Raw genomic sequence first — 12,821 nt, forward strand, 5'->3', positions numbered from 1 at the left:
CGGGGGCGGATCGGCAGGCTGTGCAGCTCGGCGCGGGGCGGATTGGCAGGCTGTGCGGCCCGGCGCGGGGGGCGGATCAGCCGCGCTGCCCGCTCCGGAGGGGGTCAGCCGCGGCTGAACTGGCGGACCAGGACCGCGAACGCGTCCTGTTCGTCGGCCGTCAGCGGGACCGACTCCAGCGCCGGCGGCCGCGCCTGACCCGGCAGCGAGCCCAGCGGGAGCGACCGCGGCAGCGGCCGGGGCGGCGGGAGGAGGACGATCCGCACCAGTCGGACCAGGCCGACCACCCATGCCACAGTGGCGACCGCGAGAACCGCCAGGCCTATCTGCTGCAGGAACGACACGTGCTCAGGCATGCGGTCCAGTGAACACCACGCTCCGGGCGTTTGGTGCCGGACCGTGACGTATCTCGCAGGAACGGACAGTTCCGGTCACGGGGTACGGGGCCAGAGGGCTGGGCGGCGACCGGGAGGTCCGGGTCACCGGCCCGTCGGGACGGGCGGTCACGTCGTCGCCGGGAGCTTTGGTTCGCCGGTCGAGGACGGCCTCGTACGGGCCGGGTCGTCGGCCGCGTCCGACGGCGTCCCGCGCAGGCCCTTCAGGGCGACGACCAGGGCCGTCGACACCCCGACCCCGGCGGCGATCGCGACCAGGTAGAGGAACGCGTCGCCGATCAGCGGGATGACGAAGACGCCGCCGTGCGGGGCCCGCAGCGTGCAGCCGAAGGCCATGGACAGGGCGCCGGTGACCGCGCCGCCCGCCATGGCGGCCGGGATGACGCGCAGCGGGTCCGCGGCGGCGAAGGGGATCGCGCCCTCGGTGATGAAGGACGCCCCGAGCACCCACGCGGCCTTGCCGTTCTCCCGTTCGGCCCGGGTGAAGAGCCTGCCGCGTACGGTCGTGGCGAGCGCCAGGGCCAGCGGCGGCACCATGCCCGCGGCCATCACGGCGGCCATCACCTTGAGCGAACCGTCTGTCGGATCGGCGAGGCCGCCGACCGCGAAGGCGTAGGCGACCTTGTTGAGCGGGCCGCCCAGGTCGAAGCACATCATGAGGCCGAGGATCAGGCCGAGGACGATCGCATTGGCGCCGGAGAGGGAGTTGAGCCAGTCCGTCAGAGCGCTCTGGAGGGCCGCGATCGGCTTGCCGATCACCACGAACATCAGGAAGCCGACCGCGACCGAGGACAGCAGCGGGATCACGACGACCGGCATGATGCCGCGCAGCACGGCCGGCACGGTGACCCGCTGGATCGCCATGACGACGCCGCCCGCGATCAGCCCCGCGGCCAGACCGCCGAGGAAGCCCGCGTCGACGGTGAGCGCGATCGAGCCGCCGACGAAGCCCGGCACGAGCCCCGGCCGGTCCGCCATCCCGTACGCGATGTAGCCGGCCAGGACCGGGACGAGGAAGGCGAACGCGGCCTGGCCGGTGTGGAAGAGCAGCGCGGCCCAGCTGGTCGTGGCGGACCAGTCGAAGTGGTCGAGGAGTGTCTCGACCTTGACGTCCGCGACCTCGTAACCGCCGATGGCGAACCCGAGCGCGATGAGCAGGCCGCCGGCCGCCACGAAAGGCACCATGTAACTGACGCCGGACATGAGCCACTTGCGCAGCTTTGTCCCGTAACCGTCTGTCACCTCGCCGGAGTTGTCCACAGGTGTGGAGGACGGTTCCGCGCCGGGGGCGGTCGTCTCGCCGCGGGCCGCCTTCTCGCGCACGTCCGCGATGAGGGCGGCGGGGCGGTTCACCCCGGCCTTCACGCCGACGTCGACCGTGGGCTTGCCGGCGAAACGGTCCTTCTCACGTACCGGCACGTCGTGGGCGAAGATCACGCCGTCCGCGGCGGCGATCACCTCCGGCGCGAGGCGGGTGAAGCCCGCGGAACCCTGGGTCTCGGCCACCAGCTCGACGCCGTCGGTGGCGCGGGCCGCGCTCTCCAGGGCCTCGGCCGCCATGTAGGTGTGGGCGATGCCGGTGGGGCAGGAGGTGACGGCCACGATCCTGAACGTCCGGGCGGCCGGGGCGGGTTGCGGCGGCGGCACCTCTCCCGCCGGGGCGTCGCCGCGGATCAGGCTCGCCGCCTGCTCGGCGCCGGTCGCCGTGCGCAGGGACGTCGTGAAGTCCTCGTCCGTCAGTTTCCGGGCGAGGGAGGAGAGGATCGTGAGGTGGGCGTCGTCCGCGCCCGCCGGGGCCGCGATCAGGAAGACCAGGTCCGCGGGGCCGTCCGGCGCGCCGAAGTCGATGCCGTGCGCGGCGCGGCCGAACGCGAGCGTGGGCTCGGTGACGTGCGCGCTGCGGCAGTGCGGGATGCCGATGCCGCCGTCGAGGCCGGTCGGCATCTGCGCCTCACGCGCGGCCACGTCCGCGAGGAAGCCGTCGAGGTCGGTGACCCGGCCCCGGGCCGCCATCCGCTCGGCCAGCGCGCGGGCGGCCTCGTCCTTGGTCGGGGCGGACAGGTCGAGATCGACCAGGTCCGCGGTGATCAGCTCCGTCATCGCGGGCTCCTCGGGGTGCGCGGCCGCCGGGTGCTTCCCGGCCGGGCGGGTAAGGGCGGTACGTCGTGGACGGGTGTGCGGGTACGCCGTGAACGGGTGCGCGGGTACGTCGTGAACGGGTGCGCGGGCCGTCGTGAACGGGTGTGCGGGTACGTCGTGAACGGGTGCGCGGCCACGCGGATCGGCGCCGGGCGCCTGCCTCACGTCACCGGTTCAGTGAGGGGCGGTCGAGCGGCACCCGCGCCGTGAGGGTCACCGCGTCCGGGTCCAGGTCCGTCGGGGCGGGCATCGCGCTGCCCGGCAACTGCACCGCGGCAGCGCCGTGGGCGACCGCCGACGCCAGGGCCCGGGGCCCCGCGCCGCCCGCGATCAGGAAACCGGCCAGGGAGGCGTCGCCCGCGCCCACGGTGCTGCGTACGGTCGCGGCCGGGGCGCTCGCGAACCAGGCGCCCGTGGCGTCGACGAGGAGCTGGCCGTCCGCACCGAGCGAGGCGAGGACCGCGCCCGCGCCCGACTCCCGTAGCTCCTCGGCCGCCTTGAGCGCGTCGCCGACAGTGGCGAGCGGGCGGCCGACGGCCTCGGCGAGCTCCTCGGCGTTCGGCTTCACCACGTCGGGGCACTCGCGCAGGGCGGCCAGGAGGGCGGGCCCGGAGGTGTCCAGGGCGATGCGGGCGCCCGCGGCGTGCGCGCGGGCCACCAACTCCGCGTACCAGGACGGCGTGAGGCCGCGCGGGAGGCTGCCGCAGCAGGCGATCCAGTCGGCGCCCGCCGAGCGCTCGCCGACGGCGCGCAGCAGCGATTCGGCTTCGCCGGCGGAGAGTTCGGGGCCCGGGGCGTTGATCTTCGTGAGGGTGCCGTCCGGTTCGGCGAGCGCGATGTTCGACCGGGTCAGGCCCGCGACGGGAACCGGGACCACGGGGATGCCCTGGCCGTCCAAGAGCGCGGTGACCAGGTCGCCCGGGGCGCCGCCGAGCGGGAGCACGGCCAGGGTGGGAGCGCCCGCGGCGGCGACGGCCCGCGAGACGTTGACCCCCTTGCCGCCCGGGTCCATGCGCTCGCCGGTGGCGCGGACGACCTCACCGCGGTCGAGGCCGGGCAGCTCGTAAGTGCGGTCGAGGGAGGGGTTCGGGGTGACGGTGAGGATCATGCCACGGGTCGCCGCTTCTGTGGGGTCCGTACGAGGGGGCGGGTGGGGGTGCCTCAAGAGGCGCGCCGGGGTGCCGGTGGAGCGGGGCTCACCTGGGGTGGGGCGGGGCGCCGAGGCGGCGGGGTCTCACGCGCGGATCACCTCCGTGCCCGCCGCCTCGATCGCCGCGGCGGCCTCCGGGGCGAGCCCGGCGTCCGTGATCAGCAGGTCCACGTCGGTGAGGCCGCCGAAGCGGGCGAAGTGCTCCTGCCCGTACTTGCCGGAGTCGGCGAGGAGCACGACCCGGCGGGCAGCGGCGACGGCGGCCCGCTTCACGGCGGCCTCGGCGAGGTCGGGGGTGGTCAGGCCCGCCTCGGCGGAGAACCCGTTGGCCGCGACGAAGGCGACGTCCGCGCGGATCTCCCCGTAGGCGCGCAGCGCCCAGGCGTCGACGGCGGCGCGGGTGCGGTGGCGGACCCGGCCGCCGATGAGGTGGAGCTGGATGCCGGGGTGGTCGGCGAGACGGGCGGCGGTGGGCAGCGAATGGGTGACGGCGGTGAGTCCGGACGCCGGCGGCAGGGCCGCGGCCAGCCGGGCCACGGTCGAACCGGCGTCCAGGATGACGCTGCCCTCGGCCGGCAGCTCGGCGAGAGCGGCGCGCGCGATGCGGTCCTTCTCGTCGGCGGCCGTCGACTCGCGCTCGGCGAGGTCGGGCTCGAAGTCGAGCCGGCCGGCCGGGATGGCGCCGCCGTGCACCCGGCGCACGAGGCCGGCCCGGTCCAGGGCCTTCAGGTCGCGCCGGACGGTCTCGGCGGTCACCTGGAACACCTCGGCCAGCGACAGGACGTCGACCCGGCCGCCCTCACGGGCGAGGCGGAGGATCTCCTGCTGGCGCTCCGGTGCGTACATGTCCGTGTACCTGTGTCCCTGCCGATGGATGTGCCCGAATCTGTGACTTCACCGCGAGGCTACGGCCGTTCGACGGGAAAGTAAACAGATTCGGGCATCATACGGACGCAAGCAGACACAGGAGGGGTGGGTCGTGCGTAGCCCGCGGGCGGGCCGGTCAGACCAGTTCCGGCCGCCGCTCGTCCTCGTCCCGGGCTGTCCCCCGGCCCTGCTCCTGGCCCTGCGGCGCCTCGGCGGGCGCCTCGGCGGGCGGCCCGGCGGGACCGGCCGCCGGCTTGCGCGGCAGCGCGAACATCAGCAGGAAGATGGCGACGAGGACGCCCGCGACCCACAGCAGCGCGCTGTGGAAACCGTCGGCGAAGGCGGCGCTGCCCGCACCGCGCTTCATGTGGTCCTCGACGACGTTGAAGAAGACCACCGAGACGAGGCTGAGCCCCAGCGCGTTGCCCATCTGCATCACGGTGTTGATGAGGCCGGACGCCGAGCCCGCGTGCTCGCGCGGCACCTCGGAGAGCACCGCGTCGGTCAGCGGCGCGACGATCAGCCCCATGCCGAGGCCCATCACGACGAGGGGCAGCGCCATCTGCCAGGAGCTGATGCCGAGGCCGTAGTGCCCGGACTCCCAGACGTAGACGAGCGCGCCCGCGGCCATCGTCAGCGCGCCCGCCTGGAGCACCTTGCGGCCGAAGCGCGGGACGAGCTGCTGCACGGAGAGGCCGGCCGCGAGCGAGACCGCGATGGAGAACGGCACCCCGGTGACGCCCGCCCGCAGCGCGCTCCAGCCGAGGCCGAGCTGCATGTAGAGCGTCCAGGTCAGGAAGAAGATGCCCATGGTGAGGCCGAAGACGGTCTGCACGGCGATGCCCGCCGCGAAGCTCTTGACCTTGAACAGGGACAGCTCGATGAGCGGGGAGCCGTCGCGGCGGATCTTCGCCTTCTCGTACGCGACCAGCGCGGCGACGATCACGACGGACGCGGCCATCATCACGTAGCCCCACAGCGGCCAGCCGTTCTCGCGGCCCTGGGTCAGCGGGTAGACCAGGGCCAGCATGGCAAGGGTGACGAGCACGACGCCCACCAGGTCCAGCTTCAGCGCCTTCGGTGCCTTCGACTCGCTGATCACGCGGGAGCCGAGGAGCAGGGCCGCGATCCCGACGGGCAGGTTGATCAGGAAGATCGGGCGCCAGGCGAGGCCCGCGATGTCCCACTCGGTCAGCAGCGCGCCGAGCAGCGGCCCGGTCACCGCGCCGAGCCCGACGATCGCGCCGAACAGGCCGAAGACCTTGCCGCGCTCGTGCGCCGGGAACGTGGCGTGCACGATCGACAGGACCTGCGGCACCATCAGCGCCGCCATGCCGCCCTGGAGGACGCGGGAGGCGACGAGCATCTCCGGGTTCGCGGCGAGGCCGCAGAGCGCGGAGGCGACGGTGAAGCCCGCGATGCCGAGCAGGAAGAGGCGCTTGCGGCCGAAGATGTCGCCGAGCCGGCCGCCGGTGATCAGCAGCGCGGCGAACGCCAGGGCGTAACCGGCGGTGATCCACTGGATCTGGCCGGTGGTGGCGCCCTCGTCGTGCTGGATGGTCGGCAGGGCGACGTTGACGATCGTGACGTCGACGAGGTCCATGAACGCGGCGACCATCACGATCGCCAGGGCGAACCAGCGGCGGCGGGACGTGGCCGACGGGGCGGGGGCTATCGCCGATGCCGGTGAGGCTTGTGCGGCCGGTGCTGTCGGCGTGGCCGGTGACGACGGCGCGGTCGGCCCGGTCGGCCCGGTCCGTCCGGTCGGTTCGGTCGGCTCGGTCGGCCCGGTCGGTTCGGTCGGTGAGGTCATGGCAGCAGTCTCGTCGCCATCTAGGTCAGGACGTGTCCTAGAAGGGCGGCATTCTGGAGGACATGACGACGACCAGTACGGACACCCCGGCCCGGTTGCTCCAACTCCTCTCGCTGTTGCAGACGCCCCGGGAGTGGCCCGGCGGTGAACTCGCCGACCGCCTCAAGGTCTCCCGCCGCACCGTGCGCCGGGACATCGACCGGCTGCGCGAACTCGGCTACCCCGTGCAGGCCTCCATGGGCGCCGACGGCGGCTACCGGCTGATCGCGGGCAAGGCGCTGCCGCCGCTCGTCCTCGACGACGAGGAGGCGGTGGCGATCGCGGTGGGGCTGCGGGCCGGGGCCGGGCACGCGGTGGACGGGATCGAGGAGGCCTCGGTGCGCGCCCTGGCCAAGCTGGAACAGGTGCTGCCGTCCCGGCTGCGGCACCGGGTGGCCACGCTCCAGGCCGCCACCATCCCGCTGACCTCGGGGGACGGCGCCATGATCGCACCCGAGACGCTGACCGTGATCGCGTCGGCGACCGCCGGCACGGAACGGCTGCGGTTCCACTACCGCGCGGCCGACGGGACGGAGACGCGCCGCCTCGTCGAACCGTTCCGGCTCGTCTCGACCGGGCGCCGCTGGTACCTGGTGGCCTACGACATCGATCGCGACGCCTGGCGCACCTTCCGGGTCGACCGGGTGTCGGAGCCGTTCGCCACGGGGGCCCGGTTCGTGCCGCGGGAGGTACCGGAGGGGGACGCGGCGGAGTATCTGCGGCGGTCCATGGAGGCGCGGGGCGGGGCGGCGTACGAGGTGGACGTGGAGTTCGCGGCGTCGGTGGAGGAGGTCGCCGCGCGGGTGCCTCCGGCGGTGGGGCGGCCCGAGGAGGTGCCCGGGGGTGGGTGCCGGGTGCGGGGGGTCGCGGCCGGGCCCGTGGAGTGGATGGCTGTGCGGCTGGCCATGACGGGGCTCGAGTTCCGCGTACGGGGGCCTGCGGCGCTTGTGGGGGCCGTGCGGGAGATGGGGGCGCGGATGAGTCGGGGCGGATCTTAGGGGGCCGGGGTGAGGCTGGCTCCGGGGCGGGTCGATGTGGGGCTCGCTCAGCGCGGCGCGGGTCGGTCAAGCTTGTCGCGCAGTTCCCCGCGCCCCTGAAAGGCGCACTAGGTGCGCCCCCTGTTTGTCTGCGAGCCCGGTGGGGGCTGAGCGCGCAGTTCCCCGCGCCCCCAGAAGGCGCACTGCGTGCGCCCGTTCGTGTGCACGCCCGGTGGGGGCTGGTCGCGCCGTTCCCCGCGCCCCTGAGAGGCGCACTTCGTGCGCGCTCTCCCCGGGGGCTGCGGCGAAGCCGCATGCTCCAGGGGCGCGGGGAACTGCGCGAGAAGCCCCCACCGAAGCCGCGGACGAAGTCTTTTCGGGGGCGCGGGGAACTGCGCGAGCAGCCACGACGGCGCGGCGGGGCGGATGGGACCGGGGACGGCGCGGGCGGCCAGCACACATGGGTGCGGGCCGCCCGGGGGCCTGGTGGGCGCGGAGCGCCTACGCCGCGGCGTCGAACCCCGTGTCCCGCGCAAGCTTCTTCAGCTCAAGAAGCGCATGCTTCTCGATCTGCCGAATCCGCTCCCGCGTCAGCCCATGCTCCTTACCGACCTCCGTGAGCGTCCGCTCCCGCCCGTCATCGATCCCGTACCGCATCTTGATGATGGACGCGGTGCGCTGGTCGAGCCGGCCGATCAGATCGTCCAGCTCCTCGGAGCGCAGCAGGGTCAGGACGGACTGCTCGGGCGAGACCGCGGAGGTGTCCTCGAGGAGGTCACCGAACTGCGTGTCGCCGTCGTCGTCCACCGACATGTTCAGCGAGACCGGGTCGCGCGCCCAGTCCAGGACGTCGACGACGCGCTCGGGCTTGGTGTCGAGCTCGGCGGCGATCTCGGTGGGCTCGGGGTCCCGGCCGTTCTTCCGGTTGAACTCGCGCTGGACCCGGCGGATGCGGCCCAGCTCCTCCACGAGGTGGACGGGGAGGCGGATCGTGCGGGACTGGTCGGCTATCGAGCGCGTGATGGCCTGGCGGATCCACCACGTCGCGTACGTGGAGAACTTGAAGCCCTTGCGGTAGTCGAACTTCTCGACCGCGCGCACCAGGCCCGCGTTCCCCTCCTGGATCAGGTCGAGCAGGGGGAGGCCGCTGCGCGGGTACCGGCGGGCCACCGCCACGACCAGGCGCAGGTTCGACCGGATGAAGATGTCCTTGGCCTTCTCCGCATCGGCGACCAGGGCCTCCAGCTCCTCGCGGGACGCCTTGCCCGCGGCTTCGCTGTCGGAGACCTCCCCGTCGAGGATCTGCTGGGCGTACACGCCCGCCTCGATGGTCTGGGAGAGGTCCACTTCCTTTGCGGCGTCGAGCAGCGGTGTCCGCGCTATCTCGTCGAGGTACATGCCGACCAGGTCGCGGTCGGCGATCTCCCCGCCTACGGCGCGAACACTGCGTGCCGCATCAGTCTCGCCGGTGGCGGACTTACGACGTGCTACGGCACGGGTTGCCATGCGTGCTCCCTTGCGATGGTAGATCGGCTGGGCCGGACGGCTCGCACACCCTCCCGGGTGCCCTGCTTCCGAAGGAAACAACGACTGGAATCCGGACAGAATTCCCATGCCGCCCCATCTTTTTTGTGATCATGCAGTACCCTGTGCGGCCACGCGCAACCAAAAGGGGAGGCATGTCATTGCCCGGGCCCACAGAGGTGCAGGTCAGGCCGGGAGTCGAGGGAGACCTCGAAGCCCTCACCGACCTCTACAACCACTATGTGCGTGAGACGCCGATCACCTTCGACACGGCCGTCTTCACTCCTGAGGAGCGCCGCCCGTGGCTGCTCTCCCACCCTGAAGACGGCCCGTACCGCCTTCTGGTTGCCCAGGAGCTGCGGGAGGGGTCTTTCGGCCCGCTCCTCGGGTACGCCACGTCGAGCCCCTTCCGCGCGAAGGCCGCGTACGACACCTCGGTCGAGGTCACCGTGTACTGCGCCCCGGACGCGGCGGGCCGCGGCATCGGCACCCTGCTCTACAAGGCCCTCTTCGAGGCGCTCGCCGACGAGGACCTGCACCGCGCCTACGCGGGCATCAGCCAGCCCAACGAAGCCTCGGTCCGCCTCCATACCCGTTTCGGCTTCACCTATGTAGGCACGTACCGAGAGGTCGGCCGCAAGTTCGACCAGTACTGGGACGTCGCCTGGTACGAGAAGCCGCTGCGCTCCGCGCCGGCGTCCTAGGGGCGGGGTCAGCCGAACTGGAGGGAGCGTTTGGCCAGGCCCAGCCAGAAGCCGTCGATCACCGAGCGTTGCGTGTCCCCACTCGCCTCCGCCGCACCCAGCGTGACGAAGAGGGGGGCGAAGTGTTCGGTGCGGGGGTGGGCCAGGGTGCCTGCCGGGGACTTGCGGGTGAAGTCCAGGAGGGCGTCCACGTCCCCCGCGTCCAGCGCCTCCCGCCCCCACGCGTCGAACTCGGCCGACCACGCGGGGACCCCGCCCTGGCGCAGCGCCGCGAGGTTGTGCGTGAAGAAGCCGGAGCCGACGATCAGCACGCCCTCGTCGCGCAGCGGGGCGAGCCGCCGGCCGATGTCCAGCAGCTTCTGCGGGTCGAGCGTCGGCATGGAGACCTGGAGCACCGGGATGTCGGCGTCCGGGTACATCTCCACCAGCGGCACGTACGCGCCGTGGTCGAGCCCCCGGTCCGGCACGTCCTGCACCGGCACACCGGGGCCGCGCAGCAACTTGCGTACCGCGTCGGCGAGTTCCGGGGCGCCCGGGGCCGCGTACCGCACCTGGTAGTAGTGCTCGGGGAAGCCCCAGAAGTCGTACACGAGCGGCACGGTCGTGGTCGCGCCGAGGGCGAGCGGGGCTTCCTCCCAGTGCGCGGAGACCATCAGGATGGCCTTGGGGCGGGGCAGGGCGGCCGACCAGGCGGCGAGCTGGCCCGGCCACAGGGCGTCGTCGGCGAGCGGCGGGGCGCCGTGGCTGAGGTAGAGCGCGGGCATGCGCTCGGGTGCGGGTGCGGTGGACACGGCGGCCTCCTGAACCTTTGAAGTTTCGAACCTTTGAAGTTTCAAGCTCCCTCGCGAGACAAAGTAACCCGCTTTTGTTTAATGTTCAAGGAGGGGCCCTTACTATGGCCCCCGATGCAACCGAGGGAGTCGATGGAGCCCATGGACGACGACGAGCGCGGCCACGCGGCGCCGGACGCCACGCGGTGGCTGAGCGCGGACGAGCAGCACGTCTGGCGCGCCTATCTGCACGCCACCACCCTGCTGGAGGACCACCTCGACCGGCAGTTGCAGCGCGACGCGAGGATGCCGCACGTCTACTTCGGGCTGCTGGTCCAGCTCAGCGAGGCGCCCCGGCGGCGGCTGCGGATGACGGAGCTGGCGATGAGCGCGAAGATCACCCGCTCCCGGCTCTCGCACGCCGTCGCCCGCCTGGAGAAGAACGGCTGGGTGCGGCGCGAGGACTGCCCCTCGGACAAGCGCGGCCAGTTCGCGGTCCTGACCGACGCGGGCCTCGACGTGCTGCGGCAGACCGCCCCCGGCCACGTCGCGGCGGTCCGCCAGGCGCTCTTCGACCGGCTCAGCCCCGAACAGCAGAAGTCCCTCGGCGAGATCATGCGGATCGTCGCCGAGGGACTTCAGCCGAAGGAGGCCGGGGCGGACCTCCCCTGGCTCAGGTAGCCGAGCCGGGCCGGCTCAGGTAGCCGGACCTCCCCTGGCTCAGGTAGCCGGGCCGGGCCCGTACCGTCCGGTCAGTGCGCGACCACCGGGATGCGGAACTCGTCCTCGGCGTCCTGCGCGCCCTCCGTGGAGCCGGAGGCCGTGACGGCGCCCGAGCCCGGAGCGCGGGTATTGATGAGCGCGAAGGCGATCGTGGCCGAGACGACCAGGATGCCGACCGCCCACCAGATGGCGTGGGTGTAGCCGCTGACCTGGGCCTGGGCCTGGAGCAGCTGGGCGTTGCGGGCGCCGGCCGCGTGGTCCGCCAGGTACGCGGTCGTGGCCGAGGCCGCGATCGTGTTCAGCAGGGCCGTGCCGATCGCGCCGCCGACCTGCTGCGAGGTGTTGACCATCGCGGAGGCGACACCGGCGTCCCGCGCCTCGACGCCGATCGTGGCGAGCGACATGGCGGGCATGAACGCCGTGCCCATGCCGAGGCCGAGCAGCAGCTGCCCGGGGAGGATCACCCCGGCGTACGACGTGCCGACCTCCAGCTGCGTCAGCAGCAGCATGCCGACCGCCGCGAGCAGGAAGCCCGGGCCCATCAGCAGACGGGGGCTGACGCGGGTCATCAGGCGGGCGCCGATCTGGGTGGAGCCCGTGATCATGCCCGCGATCATCGGCAGGAAGGCGAAGCCGGTCTTGACCGGCGAGAAGCCCTTCACGACCTGGAGGTAGTAGGTCAGGAAGAGGAAGAGGCCGAACATCGCGATCACGGCGAGGCCGAGGGAGGCGTAGACACCGCCGCGGTTGCGGTCGGCGATCACGCGCAGCGGCAGCAGCGGGTGCTTGACCCGGGCCTCGACCGCGACGAAGGCGAGCAGCAGCACGGCGGCGGCGACGAAGAGGCCGACGGTGGTCGCGTCGGACCAGCCGTTCGACTCGGCGCGCGTGAAGCCGTAGACGAGGGAGACCAGGCCGAGCGTCGACAGGACGACACCCGGGATGTCGAGCGGCGAGCGGTTGCGGCCGCCGGCCGGCTCCCGGATGACGAGGACGGCGCCGAGCGCGGCGACGGCCGCGAACGGGATGTTGACGAAGAAGGTCCAGCGCCAGTTCAGGTACTCGGTGAGGAAACCGCCGAGGATGAGGCCGACGGCGCCGCCGCCACCGGCGATCGCACCGTAGATGCCGAACGCCTTCGCGCGCTCCTTGGCGTCCGTGAACATCACGGCGAGCAGGGAGAGGGCGGCCGGGGCGAGCAGGGCGCCGAAGAGGCCCTGCAGAGCGCGGGCGCCGAGCATCATGGCCTCGTTCTGCGCGGCGCCGCCGATCGCGGAGGCGAGCGCGAAGCCGATCAGACCGGTGACGAAGGTCTGCTTGCGGCCCCACAGGTCGGCGATGCGGCCGCCGAACAGGAGCAGGCCGCCGAAGGCGAGGGCGTAGGCGGTGATGACCCACTGCCGGTTGCCGTCGGATATGCCGAGGTCGGTCTGGGCGGAGGGCAGGGCGATGTTCACGATGGTGGCGTCGAGCACCACCATCAGCTGGGCGAGCGCGATGAAGACCAGGGCCTTCCAGCGGCGCGAGTCGCCTTCGAGAGGGGCCGTTTTCGGCACGGGGGTACCCATAGCGGGACTCCAAGTCGTGACGTCGGGTGACGTGAAAGTCGGGAAGGTCGGGAAGGTCGATTGACGTAAAAGTCGTGGTTAAGGCTGAGAAATCGGTTCGGTACGGAGAGGGGCGCGGGCGCCCCGCACCGCCGGACGCGTGGGGGAAGGCG

General features: G+C 72.7%; 10 protein-coding genes and 1 pseudogene. 3 read left to right on the forward strand and 8 right to left on the reverse strand.

Annotated features, from left to right (window positions below; all coding sequences use genetic code 11):
* Positions 1-104: 104 nt before the first annotated feature.
* From ACIBW6_RS20225 to ACIBW6_RS20245, 5 genes and pseudogenes are all read right to left on the reverse strand, one after another.
* Positions 105-356, reverse strand: coding sequence for a hypothetical protein (locus tag ACIBW6_RS20225; protein WP_399061383.1), 252 nt, complete (start codon positions 354-356; stop codon positions 105-107).
* Positions 357-503: 147 nt separating this feature from the next.
* Positions 504-2,495, reverse strand: coding sequence for a fructose-specific PTS transporter subunit EIIC (locus ACIBW6_RS20230; RefSeq protein WP_399061385.1), 1,992 nt, complete (start codon positions 2,493-2,495; stop codon positions 504-506).
* 200 nt (positions 2,496-2,695) lie between these two features.
* Positions 2,696-3,642 (reverse strand): annotated as a pseudogene (pfkB, locus tag ACIBW6_RS20235) (1-phosphofructokinase).
* Between the two features lie 126 nt (positions 3,643-3,768).
* Complete coding sequence (locus ACIBW6_RS20240; RefSeq protein WP_399061387.1) at positions 3,769-4,530, reverse strand: DeoR/GlpR family DNA-binding transcription regulator; 762 nt, start codon at positions 4,528-4,530, stop codon at positions 3,769-3,771.
* Between the two features lie 157 nt (positions 4,531-4,687).
* Entirely contained in the window at positions 4,688-6,364 is a 1,677-nt protein-coding gene (locus ACIBW6_RS20245; RefSeq protein ID WP_399061389.1) for an MFS transporter, read from the reverse strand.
* A gap of 62 nt (positions 6,365-6,426) precedes the next feature.
* Between ACIBW6_RS20245 and ACIBW6_RS20250 the strand changes: the two genes are divergently transcribed.
* Positions 6,427-7,401 carry a helix-turn-helix transcriptional regulator gene (locus ACIBW6_RS20250; protein ID WP_399061391.1) on the forward strand — a complete coding sequence of 325 codons (975 nt, stop codon included), beginning with the start codon at positions 6,427-6,429 and terminating at the stop codon, positions 7,399-7,401.
* A gap of 480 nt (positions 7,402-7,881) precedes the next feature.
* On the opposite strand, the gene ACIBW6_RS20255 is transcribed toward ACIBW6_RS20250, so the two are convergent.
* Positions 7,882-8,886 (reverse strand): RNA polymerase sigma factor RpoD/SigA, encoded by a 1,005-nt coding sequence (locus ACIBW6_RS20255; RefSeq protein ID WP_399061393.1) that lies wholly within the window; start codon positions 8,884-8,886, stop codon positions 7,882-7,884.
* A gap of 173 nt (positions 8,887-9,059) precedes the next feature.
* Here ACIBW6_RS20255 and ACIBW6_RS20260 point away from each other — a divergent pair, with 173 nt between their 5' ends.
* Positions 9,060-9,608 carry a GNAT family N-acetyltransferase gene (locus ACIBW6_RS20260; RefSeq protein ID WP_399061395.1) on the forward strand — a complete coding sequence of 183 codons (549 nt, stop codon included), beginning with the start codon at positions 9,060-9,062 and terminating at the stop codon, positions 9,606-9,608.
* A gap of 8 nt (positions 9,609-9,616) precedes the next feature.
* Here the strand turns inward: ACIBW6_RS20260 and ACIBW6_RS20265 are convergent, their stop codons facing one another.
* On the reverse strand, positions 9,617-10,372 hold the full coding sequence (locus ACIBW6_RS20265) for a dioxygenase (protein WP_399061541.1): 756 nt from the start codon (positions 10,370-10,372) through the stop codon (positions 9,617-9,619).
* Between the two features lie 159 nt (positions 10,373-10,531).
* Here ACIBW6_RS20265 and ACIBW6_RS20270 point away from each other — a divergent pair, with 159 nt between their 5' ends.
* On the forward strand, positions 10,532-11,059 hold the full coding sequence (locus ACIBW6_RS20270) for a MarR family winged helix-turn-helix transcriptional regulator (RefSeq protein WP_399061543.1): 528 nt from the start codon (positions 10,532-10,534) through the stop codon (positions 11,057-11,059).
* A 71-nt stretch (positions 11,060-11,130) separates the two neighbouring features.
* Here the strand turns inward: ACIBW6_RS20270 and ACIBW6_RS20275 are convergent, their stop codons facing one another.
* Positions 11,131-12,669, reverse strand: a complete 1,539-nt coding sequence (locus ACIBW6_RS20275; protein ID WP_399061397.1) for an MFS transporter — start codon at positions 12,667-12,669, stop codon at positions 11,131-11,133.
* Between the last annotated feature and the right edge of the window lie 152 nt (positions 12,670-12,821).

Source organism: Streptomyces sp. NPDC049813 (assembly GCF_044465085.1).
Lineage (GTDB): Bacteria > Actinomycetota > Actinomycetes > Streptomycetales > Streptomycetaceae > Streptomyces.